Source organism: Collimonas silvisoli, assembly GCF_018305005.1.
GTDB classification, from domain to species: domain Bacteria; phylum Pseudomonadota; class Gammaproteobacteria; order Burkholderiales; family Burkholderiaceae_D; genus Collimonas; species Collimonas silvisoli.
This window is the reverse complement of sequence record NZ_JAGQEG010000110.1, coordinates 1-17,935: the sequence shown is the minus strand read 5'-3', so window position 1 is coordinate 17,935 and position 17,935 is coordinate 1. Positions and strand designations below refer to the sequence as shown.

The window sequence follows — 17,935 nt, the reverse complement described above, 5'->3', positions numbered from 1 at the left end:
AAGCGGTGATCGGCGCCGTCATGCACAAAATGACACATCTTATTTACGGAGTGCTCCGTACTGGCAAGCCCTTCGATCCAAATTATTTAACCAACGGGCTTGCTATTCAAGACGGTATCTGACCCCAGTTAGCTACTGATCGCGCTGATCCAGGTTTGCGTCGGCATCGTGATTCAGCCGGCCGCCGTGGCTTTTTGATGGCGGCTCAGACCCCTCAGGCCCAGCTGCGAGCCGCCTCTTCAATCAACGCGATGATTTCAACAGGGCGCGACGCCATCGACGCATGGCCTGCCGCCAACTCGATGGTCTTCCTGGGTTGCATTCTTTCAGCGAACCAGCGTTCTGTTGCCGGCGGAATCATGCGATCGTTGCTTGAGACCTGGTACCAGGATGGCTTGACTTTCCAGGCCGGCGGCCCGGAGGCGTCGCCGAAGCAACGGGCAGCGATCGGCTTCTGCGTCAACGCCATTACCAGGGCTTCCGTCGTATCCACATCCTGGCAAAAATTGTCGTGGAACTGATCCCGGGCGATCCACAGGAAACCGTTGTCGTCCGGCGCGATGCTGGCAGCGCCGGGCGGCGGCTCGCGCATGCCGAAGATGCCCCCCGGCGTTTCGCCCTCATCGGGAGCAAAGGCCGCAACGTACACCAGGCCAACCACGTTTGGCGCATGGCCGGCGCCGCTGATGACCATGCCGCCATAGGAATGGCCGACCAGCAGCGTCGGTCCGTTCTGTGCTGCCGCCAGCCTGGTGGTGCGGTCGATATCGTCGGCCAGTGAAGTGAGCGGATTCTGAACTGCGCTCACGCGATATCCCTTGGCGTGAAGCGGCGGAATAACGTGGCGCCAATGAGAGCCGTCGCCCCATGCGCCGTGTACCAGAACTATATTGATCTGCGCTGCCATATCGGATTCTCCTGTGTTATCTGGCGACCGTGAAAACAGCGGAAAAACAGCGGGATGGGGTCGCTTTGGCCATCCCGGCCAAGGCCAGCAGACTGAATGGGTTTTGCGGCTAGTTTGCGCCTTCCAGGGATTTTTGGCTGTATTCCGGCAGTGCTGCTTTCTGTTTTTCCTTGCCGTCGCAAGCTTGGGTATTTCCAAAAACACTATTTATTGTTGGGGGAAAAAGACATTTTTTTGTTGAGACTCCTCATTGGAATTGATAGTAATTGCTAATTGCAATCATTCTCAATAAGATTCGTGTTCTGCTGCTTCTCTACTGTTCCTACTAAAAATAAAACGATGAAACAGACGGACGAGTGGGCTCGAAATCGCGCTTTGACCACGGTCAGCGCAAATTCGAATTGCTAAAAAAACAATCTACATGTCTCAAAAATATGTCTCAAAACAAGGTCGCGGCGCTGATCCGCACTACAGGAAGATTCAAGTGGCCGCTGGCGCTTGCCGCCGCCTGTCTGGTGGCGGCATGCGGTGGTGGCGATAGCGGCGCCAATCTCGATGTGCAGGGTTTCCGCGCCGTACCGTCATATCACCGAGCTGCCGTATAACCGGCAGCCGAATATGCCGCCGGCCTTGTCCGACAGCGAAGTCGACGATGTCGTGCAATTTCTTGGCACGCTGACCGATGGCTACACAGCACAATAAATAATCAATCACACGGGGAAAAACTGCATGAAAAAAAATATCCTGGCGCAAGCCATTGCAATCGCCTTGATGGCAAGCCCGCTGGCGGCGTCTGCCAGTGAAGCCGAATTATTGAAGCGGCTCGATAAGCTGGCTGCCGAAGTCGAGCAGTTGAAGGCCGAACTGGCCGCCACCAGGAAAAAAACCGACACCGTTGAAAAACGCCAGGAGGCTCTGGCGGCGGCGCCGGCCGCACCGGCAATGGTAGCGGCCGCCGCTGCACCAGCCGCCGCTATGTCGGCAGCACCGGCAGCGCCGGTGGCAGCGGCTTCACCCGCGACCATGCTGGGCCCTAACACAGTGCTGTCGAGCTACGGCGAAGTCAATTACACCCGTCCGCGCCATGACAGCAGCAAGTCGCAAGCCGACGTCGCCCGCGCCGTGATCGGCATCACCCACCGTTTCGACGAAAAGACCAAGATGGTGGCTGAGTTCGAATGGGAGCACGCCGTCACTTCCGCCAGCGACAAGGGCGAGACTGAAGTCGAGCAGTTGTATGTCGAACGCGAATTCAACAACGGCCTGCGCGCCAAAGGCGGCTTGTTCCTGATCCCGGCGGGTTTGCTCAACACCAATCATGAGCCTACCGCCTATTACGGCGTGTATCGTAACTTCGTCGAAACCGCGATCATTCCATCGACCTGGCGCGAAGCCGGTCTCGGCTTGTCGCAGACGCTCGACAACGGCTTGACCTGGGATACCGGTCTGACTACCGGTTTCGATCTGAGCAAATGGGATTCCACATCGACCGACGGCCGCACCTCGCCACTGGGCAGCATCCATCAGGAAGGCCAGATGGCGAAGTCGCACGATCTGAGCGTGTTCGGCGCATTGAACTGGCGCGGCGTGCCGGGCTTGCTGCTGGGCGGCTCCGTATTCACCGGCAAAGTCGGCCAGAAGACGCCGGATTTCCCGGCGCAGGATGCGCGCCTTACCTTGTGGGATCTGCATGCGCGCTATACACCGGGTAAATGGGATCTGTCCGCGGTCTACGCACGCGGCACCATCAGCAATACCGAAGCTCTGAACCAGACCTTTGCCGGCAATCCGACGCCAGTGCCGTCGTCGTTCTACGGCTGGTATACGCAAGCAGCCTATCAGCTGTGGAAAAACTCAGACTACACCTTGACGCCGTTCCTCCGATATGAGCGCTTCAACACCGCCAACGGCTATGCGGCGATGCCGGCCGGCCTGGCAGTTGCCACCGGACCGAACGAAGGCGTGTGGACCGTCGGCACCAACTTCAATGTCGGCGAAGGCGTGGTCTTGAAAGCCGATTACCAGAAGTTCAAGGTCGACACCGCGCGCGATCGCTTCAACCTCGGCTTGGGTTATGCTTTCTAATTTCTGATTCCTAATTGCTGACGATGAAGCCGATCAATGTAACCGCGCTGGCGCTCGCAGCCAGCGCCAGCTCAAGCGCCTTCGCCACCCAGTACCTGACGGTGGAGCAGGCGCAGCATGTCATGTTTCCGGACGCGACCAGCTTTCGTGACGTCAGTTTGCAGTTGTCCGGCGAACAGATGAAGCAGGTGGAAAAAATTTCCGGCCTGCCTGCGCGTTCGGTCGGCTGGCGCGTGTTTGCCGCGTATAAAGACGACGCCCAACTGGGTTATGTGGTGTTGGACGATGTCATCGGCAAGTTTGAATTGATCTCGTATGCGGTCGCGGTCAATCCCGACGCCAGCGTCAAGCAGATTGAAATCCTCACTTATCGTGAAAGCCACGGCTTTGAAATCAAAAGCCCGGCCTGGCGCAAGCAGTTCGTCGGCAAGACCGCTGCTGCCGGTCTGACCATCGGCGATGGCATTGCCAGCATCAGCGGCGCCACGCTGTCGTGCACCCATGTCACCGACGGCGTGCGGCGGATCGCGGCGATCGCCCAGGTCGCGCTGAAAAAATGAGACGGCCCTAGGGCGACTGCTTTTATAATCTGACGGATGCGCCAACTCAAACAACCTAAACACAGCCTGCATCACCCCGGCAACCGCTCGCACCTCATCCGCTTCCGGCTTGAACGTTGGCATCGCTTCAGCCTGTACGGCGTGTCCGGCCTGCTGGCCGCCAGCGGCGTCGTGTGGCTGATCGCCCGTTATTTTTTGCGTGCCGCCGGCGAGTTCGGCGAAGCCGTCAATCCGCTGGAGCCATGGGCGATGAAATTGCATGGCGCGGCCGCCATGGCCGCGCTTTTTTTCGTCGGCAGTTTGCTCAATAATCATATCCGGCGCGCCGACCATGCGCGTCGCAATCGCTATTCTGGCTGGAGCATGGTGGCGCTGCTGTCCCTGCTGACGGCGAGCGGCTATGTCTTGTACTACCTCGCCAGCGAAGCCAGCCGGCCGTTCTGGTCGGCGGCGCACTGGATACTTGGTTTATCGTTCCCGGCGTTGCTGGTGCTGCATATTTTCCTGGGGCGGCGCGGGGCTAAGCGCTAGGGCCGATAGATAGGATGAGTCGAAAATGAAAAACGCCCCGTTCGCGTATGCGGACGAGGCGTGAAGGTGTGAACCCGGGTAATGCCGCGTTCAGCAAATCGCCTAGCGCAGCAAACCCAATGCCTTGGCTACCCCGGCACCATAGGCCGGATCGGCCTTGCTGCAGTTGGCAATATGCCGTTCCTGGATTTCCCTGGCGGCGCCGCCGACAGCGCGTGCGGTATTGTCGAACAATGCCTGCTGTTGCGCCGGCGTCATCAGGCGGAACAGCGCGCCCGGCTGCGAGTAGTAGTCATCGTCGACCCGGTGATTCCAGTGATCCGCCATGCCTTCCAGCGCCAATGGCGGTTCGGCGAAATCCGGTTGTTCCTGCCATTCACCCTTGCTGTTGGGCTCATAGCCGATGGCAGCGCCGGCATTGCTGTCGACCCGCATGCTGCCGTCGCGATGGTAGCTGTGGAACGGACACTTGGGCGCATTCACCGGAATCTGATGGTGATTCACGCCGAGCCGGTAACGTTGCGCGTCGCCGTAGGAGAACAAACGTCCTTGCAGCATCTTGTCCGGCGAGAAGCTGATGCCGGGCACCACGTTGGCTGGCGAGAAGGCAACCTGTTCGACTTCAGCGAAATAGTTTTCCGGATTGCGGTTCAACTCCATCACGCCGACTTCGATCAGCGGATAGTCCTTGTGCGGCCAGACCTTGGTCAGATCGAATGGGTTGATGTGATATGAGCCTGCATCTTTCTCCGGCATGATCTGGATGAACAGTTTCCAGCGCGGGAAATCCTGGTTGGCGATGCTGTCGAACAGATCGCGCTGCGCGCTTTCACGATCGTTGCCGACCAGCGCCGCGGCTTCGGCGTCGGTCATGTTTTCAATCCCTTGCTCGGTCTTGAAAGTGAACTTGACCCAGTTGCGTTCGTTGTTGGCGTTGATGAAGCTGAAAGTATGGCTGCCGAAACCATGCATATGGCGATAGGAGCGCGGCAGGCCGCGGTCGCTCATCACGATCGTCACCTGGTGCAGCGCCTCCGGCAGCAAGGTCCAGAAATCCCAGTTATTGTCGGCGCTGCGCAGATTGGTTTTCGGATCGCGTTTGACGGCGCGGTTCAGATCGGGAAACTTGAGCGGATCGCGCAGGAAAAACACCGGCGTGTTGTTGCCGACCAGATCCCAGTTGCCTTCTTCGGTATAGAACTTGATGGCGAAACCGCGGATATCGCGTTCGGCATCGGCCGCGCCGCGTTCACCGGCGACGGTTGAAAAGCGTACAAACAAATCGGTTTTCTTGCCGATTTCGGAAAAAATCTTGGCCTTGGTGTATTGCGTGATGTCGTGGGTAACGGTGAAGGTGCCGTGCGCGCCCGAGCCTTTGGCGTGCATGCGGCGCTCTGGAATAACTTCGCGGTCAAAGTGCGCCAGTTTTTCGAGAAACCAGACATCTTGCAGCAAGGCCGGGCCGCGTGGACCTGCGGTCTGGATATTCTGGTTATCGACGACGGGCGCGCCGGCGGCAGTAGTGAGCTTTTTCATGCTATTCCTTTCAGTGAACGGGAGGGGAGGTCTGGCTGTATTATTCTCGATATCGTTAAATAGATAAAATTAATTTTAATTAAATTATCAATAGCTAATTACTACTGACAAGGTTTGCGCTCATGTAAGCGTTCGGGTTTGCGTTCATTCTTCCGGCAGTGGAATCCGTTCATCGTCGCCAGGCACCGGATCAAAGCGCTGTTCGCGCCAATTGCGTTTGGCGGTTTCAAGCAGCGCCGGATCGCTGGCAACGAAATTCCACCAGATGATGCGCGGGCCGTCGATAGGGGCGCCGCCCAGCAGCATGACCTGGGCGTTTTCGCTAGCGGCAATCGTTGCCGCCCGCTCCGCCTGCAGCACCGCCAGCACACCCGTCTCCAGCGCTTCGCCGTCGATAGTCACGCTGCCGCTGGCGACGTACACCGCTTGCTCCGGATATTCCGGTGACAGCGTGAATTGCGCTCCTGCCCGCATTTCGGCGGCCACATACAAGGTCGGCGAATGGACTTTGACCGGCGCTTCCTGGCCGAAGGCGCGGCCGGCGACCACGCGTAGCTGGTAACCGTTACCCTCTATCAACGGCAAGCTGGCAGCCGGATGATGGGCGAAGGCTGGTTCACACTGCTCATCAGCCAGCGGCAACGCCACCCAGGTCTGGATGCCATGCAAGCGCCAGCCGCGGGCGCGTTGCGCTGCGGGGGTGCGTTCGGCGTGGACGATGCCGCGCCCGGCGGTCATCCAGTTGACATCGCCGGGAATGATTTCCTGATCGTTGCCGAGGCTGTCATGGTGGCGGATCGCGCCCTCGAACAGATAGGTGACAGTTGCCAGGCCGATGTGCGGATGCGGGCGGACGTCGATCCCTTGGCCGCCGGCGAAATCGACCGGCCCCATGTGATCAAAAAACAAGAAAGGACCAACGCTTTGATGGCGGCCGGCAGGCAGCACGCGGCGCACCACCAGTTCACCGAGATCGCGGGCGCGTCCCGGAATGCGATAGGCGATTGAGGAGGTTGTTGAGGTAGTCATATTGTGTCCAGTCTAATAAGAAAAATAAGGTGGTAATGACTGATGCAGGATGAAGACATTAGCATATTTGAATGTAACCGGCGCGCATCCGGCATGTACCCGGCGGCGCACAAAAAAGAGCCAGGCGTCTCGCAGCAAGACTGCGAAACGACCTGACCCTGATTTTGTATTCCGGTGATCGCAAGTTGCGATCACCGGGACGATTTTTAGTTTTTTCTCAGAATGCCGCCGATAACAGATAGCCGCCGACCGCAGCAATCGCAACGCCACCCAGCCGTACCGCTTGCGCCGCCATTTTCTGGCCGGCCGCCAGGCCAACCGCCAAGCCGAGCAGATGCAGCAGCGCTGTCGCCGCCACAAAACCCACGCCATACCAAAGCGCCGATGCGCCGTGCGGCAATTCACTGCCATGCGCATAACCGTGGAACAGTGCAAACACCGACACTGCCGCAGCGCTGGCCCAGAGCGGCAGGCGGATGGCGAAAGCGATCAGCAAACCAAGCACGGCGACCGAAGCCGCGATGCCGGTTTCTACGCCCGGCAACTGCAGGCCGGCAAACGCCAGTAGCGCACCAAGCACCATCGTCAACGGAAACGCCAGCGGCAGCACCCATAGCGCGGAGCGCTTGCTTTGCGCTGCCCACAGGCCGACCGCCAGCATCGCCAGCAAGTGATCGATGCCGGAGAAGGGGTGGGCAAAACCGTCGTTGAAGCCGAAAGCATCGGGGTGGCCGGGATGGGCGAAGGCGGAGCCGATGCCGAGGGCGGCGACGGCCAGTGCGCTGAGGCGGCCGTAGGTACGGGCGGAAGGGTGGGGCATGGTATGAGACTCCTGATAACAGATGTTTATGTTGTTTACAAGTGAAAATTTAAAAATCACCGTCATTCCCGCGAAGGCGGGAATCCATGTTGAACGTAAAATGGATCCCCGCGTTCGCGGGGATGACAATCGCGGGTTTTATTAAGCAGTTAGGCGGCATTACTTGGGGGCTTCCTATGGTTAGCTCATTTAGGCTGATCCAGCAAACCTTGCTGGCGAATGAAAGCGATCACTTGCTCAACTCCGTCGCCGCTGCGCAGATTGGTGAATATGAACGGTCGCTCGCCGCGCATTTTTTTTGCGTCATGCGCCATCACATCGAGATTGGCGCCGACATACGGCGCCAGATCGGTCTTGTTGATGATCAGCAGATCGGAGCGGGTGATGCCGGGGCCGCCCTTGCGCGGAATTTTTTCGCCGCCGGCGACGTCGATCACATAGATGGTCAAGTCGGACAGTTCGGGACTGAAGGTCGCCGCCAGGTTGTCGCCGCCGGATTCCAGCAGGATCAGGTCGAGGTTGGGAAAATCGGCGCTCATGCGGGAAATCGCTTCCAGGTTGATCGACGCATCTTCCCGTATCGCAGTGTGCGGGCAGCCGCCGGTTTCCACTCCCATCAGGCGCTCGGCCGGCAGGGCGTCGGCGCGCAGCAGGATTTCCATATCTTCCTTGGTGTAGATATCGTTGGTGATGACCGCCATGTCGTAGTGATCGCGCATGCCTTTGCACAGCATTTCGCACAAGGCGGTTTTACCGGAACCGACCGGGCCGCCGATGCCGACGCGGAGTGGATTGGATGTTGAGGAAGTGCTCATTTTGAGAGTCGCTTAAAAAGAAAGTTCGAAGAATGTTCGGTTTCAGGATCGATAGAGACGGCTGTATTGTTCTTCGTGCTGCATCGACAATAACGACAAGCCGGGCGACCAGTTAGAGAGCTCATGGTCGGCCAGGCTTTGCGCACGCTCCGCGGCCCGTTGCAGCTCCGCTTGCAGAGACAGCAGCAGGCGCTGGCCGGCAACCTGGCCCAGCGGTATCGATTTGACGCACACCAGCACCTGGTTCTCCGCCCAGGAAAACAACATGCCCAGCAACGCCGCTTCATGCGGCACTTGCAGCGCCACCGCGGCGTAGGCGTAAGCGGTGGGCAGAGGCAGTTCCGGCTGGGCTTGCAGGATCGCCAGCAACGCGCTATCGCCGATTTGCAATTCGAGCGCCAGCTTGCCCAGCGAATAGCCCATCTGTATGGTCTCGGCGCGGAACTCGGCAGTGTCGCGGGCTGCGATGAAGCGTTCAGTCCACAGATCAACCGCAGCAGCGTCGCGGCTTTCGAAGGCTTGCAGCAGACGCCATAAAACCGGCGCCTCAAACAGCGTTACCACTTGCTGTAAATGATCGCAGATCCAGTTGCGCGCAGATTCCGGATCTTTGACCCAGCCCTTGTCGATCGCCGATTCCAAGCCTTGCGAATAGCTGTAAGCGCCGATCGGCAGCGACGGGCTGGCTAGTTGCAGCAAATGGAGTAGCGCGGTCGCATGCATGGCGTTGATCAAGTCTAGTCGTCGTTCTGGTCGCCGGGCCGATGGATTTTCTGGCGCAGCGGCACCGGCGCCAACAAGCTGTCGTGATGATGGTGGTGGCCGCCGCCGTAGGCGCCGGATTCCGGTTCGAACGCCGCCAGTTCTTCGATCACCGTGGCCTGCAAACCTTCCAGCATTTCACGCAGCACCGTATCCTTGCGTATCCGCAAAAAGCCATCGCCGACATGCGCTTGCGTGTGCCGGTTACCCAGGTGAAAAGCACAGCGCAGCAGGGCCTGCGGGCTGGCGCATTCGATGCGGTAAGTGGCCTCGGCGGCGGCCAGTATCTTGATGACGCGTTCCTGGCCGCTATCGTCGCTGCCCTTGATCAGATCGCCATGCCGCAGCACGGTGCCGCGCACTGTGAATACACCCACTTCCTCACCCGTGGTCAGCGCCGCGCGCAGGCGGCTTTTTTCGCGCAGCTCGTAGGGCAAGATCAGTTCGCCGTACACCAGGTCGGCGTGTTCTACTTTTGTGTTGAGAATTAGCATCCTGCTCTCGTTAAAATACGATCAAAAATATGATCAGAATAAGAAATAACGCTGCGCCATCGGCAATATGCTGGCGGGTTCGCACAGCAGCAGTTCGCCGTCGGCGCGTACTTCATAGGTTTCCGGATTGACTTCCATATGCGGCGTAGCGCCGTTGTGAATCATGTGATGCTTGCGCAAATGGCGCACGTCCTTGATCGCCACCACCGGCTTGTTCAGTTTCAGGCGCTCGCCTATGCCATCGTCATACGCGGCTTGCGAAACGAAGGTGAGCGAAGTCTTGAGGCCGCCGCCGTAAGCGCCGAACATCATGCGGTAATGCACCGGTTGCGGCGTCGGGATCGAGGCATTCGGATCGCCCATCTGCGCCGCCGCGATCATGCCGCTCTTCAAAATGGTGGACGGCTTGACGCCGAAGAAAGCCGGTTTCCACAAGACCAGGTCGGCAATCTTGCCAACCTCGATCGAGCCGACCACATGCGAGATGCCATGCGTAATCGCCGGATTGATGGTGTACTTGGCGATGTAGCGCTTGACCCGGAAATTGTCCGCCTTACTGCCGCTATCCTCGGCCAGTGCGCCGCGCTGGATTTTCATCTTGTGCGCGGTTTGCCAGGTGCGCATGATGACTTCGCCAACCCGCCCCATGGCTTGCGAATCGGAAGACATCATGCTGATGGCGCCGATGTCATGCAGGATATCTTCGGCGGCAATCGTCTCGCGCCGGATGCGCGATTCGGCGAACGCCACGTCTTCCGCAATGGCCGCATCGAGGTGATGGCAAACCATCAGCATGTCGAGATGTTCGTCCAGGGTGTTGACGGTAAAGGGCCGGGTCGGGTTGGTCGAGGAGGGCAGCACATTGCTGTTGCCGACTGCCGCGATGATGTCCGGCGCATGGCCGCCGCCGGCGCCTTCGGTATGGAAAGTGTGGATGGTGCGATCCTTGAAGGCCGCCAGCGTGTGCTCCAGGAACCCGCCTTCGTTCAGCGTGTCGCTATGGATCGCCACTTGCACGTCCATGCGGTCGGCCACGCTCAGGCAATTGTCGATCGCGGCTGGGGTTGAGCCCCAGTCTTCATGCAGCTTGAGGCCGATGGCGCCGGCCCGCACCTGCTCTTCCAGCGGTCCCGGCAGGCTGATATTGCCCTTGCCCAGGAAGCCCAGGTTCATCGGGAAAGCATCGGCCGCCGACAGCATCGCATGCAGATGCCAGGGGCCGGGGGTGCAAGTGGTGGCGGCGGTGCCTGCCGCCGGGCCGGTGCCGCCGCCAAGCATGGTGGTGACGCCGCTCATCAAGGCTTCTTCCATTTGCTGCGGGCAGATGAAATGGATGTGCGAATCGATGCCGCCGGCGGTCACGATCTTGCCTTCGCCGGCGATGATCTCGGTGGCGCCGCCGATCACCATGGTCACATCCGGCTGGATATCCGGATTGCCGGCCTTGCCGATGGCGGCGATCTTGCCGCCCTTGATGCCGATGTCGGCCTTGACGATACCCCAGTGATCGACGATTACGGCGTTGGTGATCACGGTGTCCATCACATCTCTGTGCATCCGCTGCGACTGGCCCATGCCGTCGCGGATCACCTTGCCGCCGCCGAATTTCACTTCTTCGCCGTAGGTGGCGTAATCCTTTTCGATTTCGATGAACAGCTCAGTGTCGGCCAGGCGGATACGGTCGCCGGTAGTCGGGCCATACATTTCGGCGTAGGCATGTTTTGTAATTTTATTCATTTGCGATTTTGCTCATTTCGTCAGTGCTCCCATGACCTTGCCGTTGAATCCATACACGATGCGGTCGCCCGCCAGTTCCACCAGTTCCACCGTGCGCTTCTGACCCGGCTCAAAGCGAACCGCAGTGCCGGCGGCGATATTGAGCCGCATGCCGTAGGCGTTTTCGCGTTCGAACAGCAGGGCCGGGTTGACTTCGTAAAAATGAAAGTGCGAGCCGATCTGGATCGGCCGGTCGCCGCTGTTGGCGACGTTGACGCTGCAGCATCTGCGACCGGCATTGAGTTCGATGTCGCCGGCCTGAATCAGCATTTCTCCTGGGATCATGGCTTGCTCCGATCTATGGAATGGGGTGATGCACGGTGACCAGCTTGCTGCCGTCGGGGAAGGTGGCTTCGACCTGGATATCGGGAATCATTTCGGCGATGCCGTCCATGACATCGGCCCGCGTCAGGATCTTGCTGCCATAGGACATGAGCTCGGCGACGCTCTTACCGTCGCGCGCACCTTCCATGATGGCGGCGCTGATCAAGGCCACCGCTTCCGGGTAGTTCAGCTTCAGGCCGCGCGCCAGGCGGCGCTCTGCCAGCAAGGCGGCGGTGAAGATCAGCAGCTTATCTTTCTCTCTTGGCGTTAAATCCATTTTCTTCTTCCATTTTCTAGTCATCCTCGCGAACGCGGGGATCCACTTTAAGTGCAACATGGATTCCCGCTTTCGCGGGAATGACGAGGGTTTTAAAATTAGTCAGGTATTCCAGATGCGCGGTATCAATGCTTCGTGCCCCAGCATGTGCGGCCGGATCAATTGCCATGCCTGCATCATCCAGCGCCGCGCAAGTTCGCTGGAGTGTCCCAGGTGGCGCAGTACCAGCACCGACTTCATCTGGGTAGCGCCGACGCTGGCCTGGTCTCCTGCCAGCTGATTGGCGCATTCGCGCAGCAGCTGCAAGACGCTGGCGGGGAATGGTTTGCCGGCCACAATCAACGTGGCGCAGACCGTGCATGCCGCCAGGCCCAGGCGGCTGTGCATGGCGGCGCTGCCGCCGCTCAACATGCCTTGCTCAAAATATAATAATTTACCGTCGCGGCGGATGCTGGTTTGCTGCGAGATGCGGCCGCTGTTGAAACTTTCGCCCGATGCGGTGCGGCCGAAACACAGAATCTCGCCGCCGATATAGCGGGCCTCGCCTTGCAGCTCGACCTGATGTTCCAGCGCCACCTCGGCCCGGTCGAAAAAAATGGTTTCTTGCGGCAGCCATTCGAGCGTCGCCGCGTCAGCGATCTGCAACCGTACCTGCTGTTGCGAAAGCTTGCCGTTGGCCTGATACCACTTGGCCGCACCGGGCGTGGTGAGAAAGGCGTGAGCGCCTTGGCCGACGCTGGCCTTGATGGTCAGCTGATCGCCGCCGACCACGCCGCCGGGCGGGTGGACGATAATCGCGTGGCAGATCGACGGGTGTTCCGGATAGAGCGCCTTCTGCACGCGCAAGGGGCCGTAATGGGCGCGATCCAGCAGGCGCGTAGTGCCCTGGTCGTCAGCAAACGCCAAAGACAGCCAGGCCTGGTTGTCTGTACCCAGGGTTGGCTCAGCAATGGCGGAAATGGCAACAAGATCGGCTGTCGGCAGCAGTGGCTGGGCGGTCAAATTATCCATGCGAAACTATACCGCCAAGTGCCGTTTCACGCTGTCGTCATCCATGTTTTCCTGGCTGCCGGCGGCAACCACTTCGCCGCGCGACAGCACCACAAAGTTGTCTGCCAGATCGCGCGCAAAATCGAAATATTGTTCGCACAGCAGAATGCCGATGTCGCCGCGCTCGCGCAGCAGGCGGATCACGCGCCCGATATCCTTGATGATGGAGGGCTGGATGCCTTCGGTCGGCTCATCCAGGATGATCAGCTTCGGTTCGGCCAGCAAGGCGCGCGCAATCGCCAGCTGCTGTTGCTGGCCGCCGGACAGATCGCCGCCGCGCCGCTGCAGCATTTCCTTCAGCACCGGAAACAGTTCATAGACTTCGTCCTTGATCAGCAAAGCCTTTTTACCTGACTTGGCAGCCATGCCCATCAACAGGTTTTCTTCCACCGACAGGCGGGCGAAGATTTCACGCCCCTGCGGCACATAAGCAATCCCGAGGGCAGCGCGCTGGTGCGGCTTCAGGCTGGTAATGTCGCGCCCTTCCAGCTCTACCTTGCCGCTGGCGCTGGGCAGTACGCCCATCAGGCATTTCAGCAGCGTGGTTTTGCCGACGCCGTTACGACCCAGCAGGGCCAGGCACTTGCCCTTTTCCAGGGACAGCGAAATGCCGCGCAAGGTATGCGAGGAGCCGTAATACTGATTCAGTTGGTCAACGTTTAGCATATTCTTCTAGCGCCCGAGATAAACTTCGATCACGCGTTCATCCGCCTGCACTTCAGACATCTTGCCAGCCGCCAGCACCGAGCCTTCGTGCAACACCGTGACCTTGCCTTGCTGGGCGATTTCGGCGACAAAACCCATATCGTGTTCGACCACCATGATCGAATGCTTGCCGCGCAGCTCATTGAGCAGCTCGGCGGTGCGCGCGGTTTCCGCGTCCGACATGCCGGCCACCGGCTCATCCAGCAACAGCAGCAGCGGTTCCTGCATCAGCAGCATGCCGATCTCCAGCCATTGCTTCTGGCCGTGCGACAGTAAACCGGCCAGCCGCCGTTCGTTGCCGTTGAGGCGGATCAGCTTGAGGCAGGCGTCGATCTTGTCGACCTGTTCCGAGCTCAGCCGGGAAAACAAGGTGGTCTTGACGCGCTTGTCCATCTTCATCGCCAGCTCAAGATTCTCGAACACGGTGTGCTGTTCGAACACCGTCGGCCGCTGGAACTTGCGGCCGATGCCGGCGTGGGCGATGTCGTACTCGGTCAGCTTGGTCAGGTCTATGCTTTGGCCGAAGAAGGCGGTGCCGGCTGTGGGCCGGGTCTTGCCGGTGATGACATCCATCATGGTGGTTTTGCCGGCGCCGTTGGGGCCGATGATGCAGCGCAGCTCACCGACCGAAATATCGAGGTTCAGATTATTCAGCGCCTTGAAGCCATCGAAGGAGACCGTGATGTTTTCCAGATAAAGGATGGCGCCGTGCGTGGTGTCGACGCCTTCCGGCTTGATCCGCGCATATGAGGTGCCGTAGTCGGCATGCAGGGCGTTGTCGACTTTGTCGGACGGCTGCGCCGGATCATAAATCGGGCTGATGGGCTGGCTCATGCAGCCTCCTTGCTGTTTTTGAATTTGCTTTTCAACTTCTCCGCCAACCCGAGTATGCCTTGCGGCATGAACAGCGTCACCAGGATGAAAATCAAGCCCAGTGCATATAGCCACAAATCGGGGAAGGCGCCGGTGAACCAGCTCTTCAAGCCGTTCACCGAGAAGGCGCCGATGATCGGCCCCAGCAGCGAGCCGCGGCCGCCGACTGCGGCCCAGATCACCATCTCGATCGAATTGGCGGGCGACATCTCGGAAGGATTGATGATGCCGACCTGCGGCACATACAGCGCGCCGGCAATGCCGCACAACACCGCCGATAAAGTCCACACAAACAGTTTGAACCAGAGCGGGTTATAGCCGATGAACATCAGCCGCGATTCGGAATCGCGCACCGCCTGCAGCACACGCCCCAGCTTGGAGGTGACGATCCAGCGGCACAGCAGCAAGGCGCCCAGCAGGAAAGCCAAGGTGATCAGATACAGCACCGCCTTGGTCGACGGCGCGGTGATCGAATAACCCAGGATGCGCTTGAAATCGGTGAAGCCGTTGTTGCCGCCGAAGCCGGTGTTGTTGCGGAAGAACAGCAGCATGAAGGCGAAGGTCATGGCTTGCGTGATGATCGAGAAATACACGCCTTTGATGCGTGAGCGGAAGGCGAAATAGCCGAACACAAAAGCCAGCACGCCCGGCGCCAATACCACCAGCGCCATGCAGTACCAGAAGTTGTCGGTCAGCGACCAGAACCAGGGATAGGTTTTCCAGTCGAGGAACACCATGAAATCCGGCAGGTTGCTTTGATAGACGCCGTCGCGGCCGATCGCCCGCATCAAGTACATGCCGTGGGCATAGCCGCCCAGCGCGAAGAACACGCCGTGGCCGAGCGACAGGATGCCGGTGTAACCCCACACCAGATCGAGCGCCAGCGCCGCCATGGCGTAGCACATGAACTTGCCGACCAGGGCTACCGTGTAGCTGGAAATGTGCAATACGTGGCCGGCAGGGAAGGCCAGGTTGAGCACGGGCAGCAGCGCCAGGATCACGCTGCAGAAGATGATTCCGCTCCATGCCGGGCGCGAGAACAATGGTGTCTTGGCCGCCGCGATTTGCTGAGAAGCGGGGGGGGATGCGGGGGGAGGTGCGGCGGAAGACGCGGCGGGAGCTGCGGGCAGCGATGTGGGAGTCACGGTAGTCATTCGACACTCCTGCCTTTCAGTGCAAACAGGCCTTGCGGACGTTTTTGAATGAAGACGATGATGAATACCAGGATCGCGATCTTGGCCAGCACCGCGCCGGCCACCGGCTCCAGGAATTTGTTGACTTCGCCCAGGCCGAAGGCGGCAATGATGGTGCCGGCCAGCTGGCCGACGCCGCCCAGCACCACCACCATGAAGGAATCGACAATGTAGCCCTGGCCCAGATCCGGGCCGACATTGCCCAGTTGCGACAGCGCCACGCCGCCCAGGCCGGCAATGCCGCAGCCGAGGCCGAAGGTCATCATGTCGATCTTGCCGGTGGAGACGCCGACGCAAGCCGCCATCCGACGGTTTTGCATGACCGCCCGCACAAACAGGCCGAGCCGAGTCTGATTCAGGATCAGCCACACGGCCAGCACCACGAACAGCGCGAAGAAAATAATCACGATACGGTTATACGACAGCACCAGCGAGCCCAGCACGGTGACGCCGCCCGACATCCAGCTGGGATTGGCGACCTCGACGTTTTGCGCTCCGAAAATCGAACGCACCATTTGCATCAGCATCAGGCTGATGCCCCAGGTGCAGAGCAGGGTTTCCAGCGGCCGGCCATACAGCCAGCGCAACACCAGCCGTTCCAGCACGATGCCGACGGCGGCGGTGACGATGAAGGCGGCCGGCAGCGCGACCAGCAGGTAGCCATCCAGCGCGGCTGGAAAATATTGGCGGAACAGCAGCTGGCAGATATAGGTGGTGTAAGCACCGATCATCAGCAATTCGCCGTGCGCCATGTTGATGATGCCCATTAGGCCGAAGGTAATCGCCAGCCCAAGCGCGGCCAGCAGCAGCACGCTGCCGAGCGAGACGCCGTAGAACACCTTGCCGATGAAATCGACGGTGGCCAGGTGGCGCTCCAGCACGCCGAGGGTGCGCACCGCTTCGATGCGTACTGCCGGGTCGGGCTCGACATAGCTGCCGTCGGGATTTTTGTTGAGCAGGTTTTGCAGGGCCGGGCGCAGATTGGCGTTGGTGCTGCCGGCCAGGGTTTGCACGGCGGCCTTGCGGGTGGCGGCGTCGGTGGAGTGCAGGTTGGCGGTGGCGATGACCTGTTGCAGGGTGGCTTGGATTTCGGGGTCGCTTTCTTGGTGCAGGGCTTTGCTGACCAGGGGGATTTGGGCCGGGTCGGCGGTTTTTATCAGTTCGGTGGCTGCGGTCAGGCGTAGGTTGCGGTTGGCCGAGAAGAGTTTCAGGCCGGATAGGGCGCCTTCTACTACGCCGCGCAGGCGGTTGTTGACGCTGATGGCTTCTGCATCGTCTGGCGTCGGCTGGGGTTGGCCGGTGGCTGGGTTGAATGCTTGGGTGTCGTCGACGATGAGTACCGTGCCATCTGGCCGGGCGTACAGTGCGTCGGTATTCAATGCGTTGAGAATTTTCAAGGCGTCGTCATTGGCCAGCGCGGCGATTTGATTGACCGCAACGATGCGTGCATCGGGATCGTCGCCGGCCAGCGGCTTGAGCAGCGCGGGGTCGATCTTGGCGTGCGCCAGCGTGATGTGCAGGCACAAACTTGCAATGAGAAGAATTTTTCTTGAGATTTTCATCAGTCTGTTTAGCGCCACCTGAAAAGCAGTTAAATGGGGTCAGAGTTTTTTTTCGCGTCTTTTGCGAAAATTACTCTGACCCCTTTTAACGGGCCACGGAGTACATACCGTGGCATTCGATGAGAGGTCGTCGTTACTTAAAACGTTTGCTGCTCCGTGGATGCATGCCGGGGGTAGCCCGGCGGCTACTCACTTTTCTTGCTTCGCCAAGAAAAGTAAGCAAAAGAAGGCGACCGCAAAGCCGTTGCCTTCCCTTCGGTCAGGTCCCCAAATGTGCCGGCTGCCAGTCGGGTGGGAAGACCAACTCGCTGCGCTCAAACATGTCTTCCCACAATTCCCGACCGGCAGCCGGCATATTTGGCAACGTCTCAATGCGGAATTCACGTCAACGTCAAAAACAACTTCAACTGCAACGTCAAAAACAACAGCCTTGGTAGGCTAGCGTCAGAGCTTTTGCTTGCCTTCATTTCCCGGGATATACGGGCTCCAAGGTTGGGCGCGGATTGTGGTTTTGGTTTTGTTGACTACGTTGAACTGGCCGTCTGCCTTGATTTCGCCGATCATTACCGGTTTGTGGAGGTGGTGGTTGGTGGCGTCCATTTCCAGTTCATAGCCGGACGGGGCTTTGAATTTTTG

20 protein-coding genes are annotated in these 17,935 nt (G+C 59.4%); 4 read left to right on the top strand and 16 right to left on the bottom strand.

The window, feature by feature from the left end; all coding sequences use genetic code 11:
• Nucleotides 1–214 precede the first annotated feature (214 nt).
• A complete protein-coding gene (locus KHU33_RS22460) occupies nt 215–907 on the bottom strand; it encodes an alpha/beta fold hydrolase (RefSeq protein WP_211467068.1) in 693 nt (230 codons plus the stop codon).
• Between the two features lie 498 nt (nt 908–1,405).
• Here KHU33_RS22460 and KHU33_RS22455 point away from each other — a divergent pair, with 498 nt between their 5' ends.
• Genes KHU33_RS22455 through KHU33_RS22440 form a run of 4 tightly spaced genes read left to right on the top strand, consistent with a single transcriptional unit; the run spans nt 1,406 to nt 4,083 of the window.
• The gene (locus KHU33_RS22455) at nt 1,406–1,609 is read left to right on the top strand and encodes a hypothetical protein (protein WP_211467075.1); all 204 of its coding nucleotides are present in this window, start codon (nt 1,406–1,408) and stop codon (nt 1,607–1,609) included.
• Between the two features lie 27 nt (nt 1,610–1,636).
• Complete coding sequence (locus KHU33_RS22450) at nt 1,637–2,992, top strand: phosphonate C-P lyase system protein PhnG (protein ID WP_211467066.1); 1,356 nt, start codon at nt 1,637–1,639, stop codon at nt 2,990–2,992.
• Nucleotides 2,993–3,015: 23 nt separating this feature from the next.
• Nucleotides 3,016–3,552 carry an FMN-binding protein gene (locus KHU33_RS22445; RefSeq protein ID WP_211467064.1) on the top strand — a complete coding sequence of 179 codons (537 nt, stop codon included), beginning with the start codon at nt 3,016–3,018 and terminating at the stop codon, nt 3,550–3,552.
• A gap of 36 nt (nt 3,553–3,588) precedes the next feature.
• Entirely contained in the window at nt 3,589–4,083 is a 495-nt protein-coding gene (locus KHU33_RS22440) for a DUF4405 domain-containing protein (protein ID WP_230414486.1), read from the top strand.
• Between the two features lie 102 nt (nt 4,084–4,185).
• Here the strand turns inward: KHU33_RS22440 and KHU33_RS22435 are convergent, their stop codons facing one another.
• The 15 genes from KHU33_RS22435 to KHU33_RS22365 form a co-directional block, all read right to left on the bottom strand.
• The gene (locus KHU33_RS22435) at nt 4,186–5,619 is read right to left on the bottom strand and encodes a catalase (protein WP_211467062.1); all 1,434 of its coding nucleotides are present in this window, start codon (nt 5,617–5,619) and stop codon (nt 4,186–4,188) included.
• A 144-nt stretch (nt 5,620–5,763) separates the two neighbouring features.
• The gene (locus KHU33_RS22430) at nt 5,764–6,648 is read right to left on the bottom strand and encodes a pirin family protein (protein ID WP_211467061.1); all 885 of its coding nucleotides are present in this window, start codon (nt 6,646–6,648) and stop codon (nt 5,764–5,766) included.
• A gap of 217 nt (nt 6,649–6,865) precedes the next feature.
• Nucleotides 6,866–7,468, bottom strand: coding sequence for a HupE/UreJ family protein (locus KHU33_RS22425; RefSeq protein WP_211467059.1), 603 nt, complete (start codon nt 7,466–7,468; stop codon nt 6,866–6,868).
• Nucleotides 7,469–7,653: 185 nt separating this feature from the next.
• A complete protein-coding gene (gene ureG / locus KHU33_RS22420; protein ID WP_211467057.1) occupies nt 7,654–8,283 on the bottom strand; it encodes an urease accessory protein UreG in 630 nt (209 codons plus the stop codon).
• Nucleotides 8,284–8,325: 42 nt separating this feature from the next.
• Nucleotides 8,326–9,006, bottom strand: a complete 681-nt coding sequence (locus KHU33_RS22415) for an urease accessory protein UreF (RefSeq protein WP_211467071.1) — start codon at nt 9,004–9,006, stop codon at nt 8,326–8,328.
• A 14-nt stretch (nt 9,007–9,020) separates the two neighbouring features.
• Nucleotides 9,021–9,539, bottom strand: a complete 519-nt coding sequence (locus tag KHU33_RS22410; protein WP_211467055.1) for an urease accessory protein UreE — start codon at nt 9,537–9,539, stop codon at nt 9,021–9,023.
• Between the two features lie 33 nt (nt 9,540–9,572).
• A complete protein-coding gene (ureC, locus tag KHU33_RS22405; RefSeq protein WP_211467053.1) occupies nt 9,573–11,276 on the bottom strand; it encodes an urease subunit alpha in 1,704 nt (567 codons plus the stop codon).
• A gap of 12 nt (nt 11,277–11,288) precedes the next feature.
• Complete coding sequence (locus KHU33_RS22400) at nt 11,289–11,600, bottom strand: urease subunit beta (RefSeq protein WP_211467051.1); 312 nt, start codon at nt 11,598–11,600, stop codon at nt 11,289–11,291.
• 13 nt (nt 11,601–11,613) lie between these two features.
• Nucleotides 11,614–11,916, bottom strand: coding sequence for an urease subunit gamma (locus KHU33_RS22395; protein WP_092356730.1), 303 nt, complete (start codon nt 11,914–11,916; stop codon nt 11,614–11,616).
• A 102-nt stretch (nt 11,917–12,018) separates the two neighbouring features.
• Entirely contained in the window at nt 12,019–12,927 is a 909-nt protein-coding gene (locus KHU33_RS22390; protein WP_211467049.1) for an urease accessory protein UreD, read from the bottom strand.
• Nucleotides 12,928–12,933: 6 nt separating this feature from the next.
• Nucleotides 12,934–13,632: an urea ABC transporter ATP-binding subunit UrtE gene (gene urtE / locus KHU33_RS22385; RefSeq protein WP_211467047.1), complete on the bottom strand. Its 699-nt coding sequence runs from the start codon at nt 13,630–13,632 to the stop codon at nt 12,934–12,936.
• 6 nt (nt 13,633–13,638) lie between these two features.
• Nucleotides 13,639–14,505, bottom strand: coding sequence for an urea ABC transporter ATP-binding protein UrtD (urtD, locus tag KHU33_RS22380; protein WP_211467045.1), 867 nt, complete (start codon nt 14,503–14,505; stop codon nt 13,639–13,641).
• On the bottom strand, nt 14,502–15,698 hold the full coding sequence (gene urtC, locus KHU33_RS22375; RefSeq protein WP_230414485.1) for an urea ABC transporter permease subunit UrtC: 1,197 nt from the start codon (nt 15,696–15,698) through the stop codon (nt 14,502–14,504). Before urtC ends, urtD begins: the two co-directional genes overlap by 4 nt.
• On the bottom strand, nt 15,695–17,299 hold the full coding sequence (urtB, locus tag KHU33_RS22370; protein WP_211467043.1) for an urea ABC transporter permease subunit UrtB: 1,605 nt from the start codon (nt 17,297–17,299) through the stop codon (nt 15,695–15,697). Before urtB ends, urtC begins: the two co-directional genes overlap by 4 nt.
• A 444-nt stretch (nt 17,300–17,743) precedes the next feature.
• The coding region (locus tag KHU33_RS22365; RefSeq protein ID WP_211467041.1) for a transporter substrate-binding protein at nt 17,744–17,935 on the bottom strand (192 nt) is incomplete at its 5' end.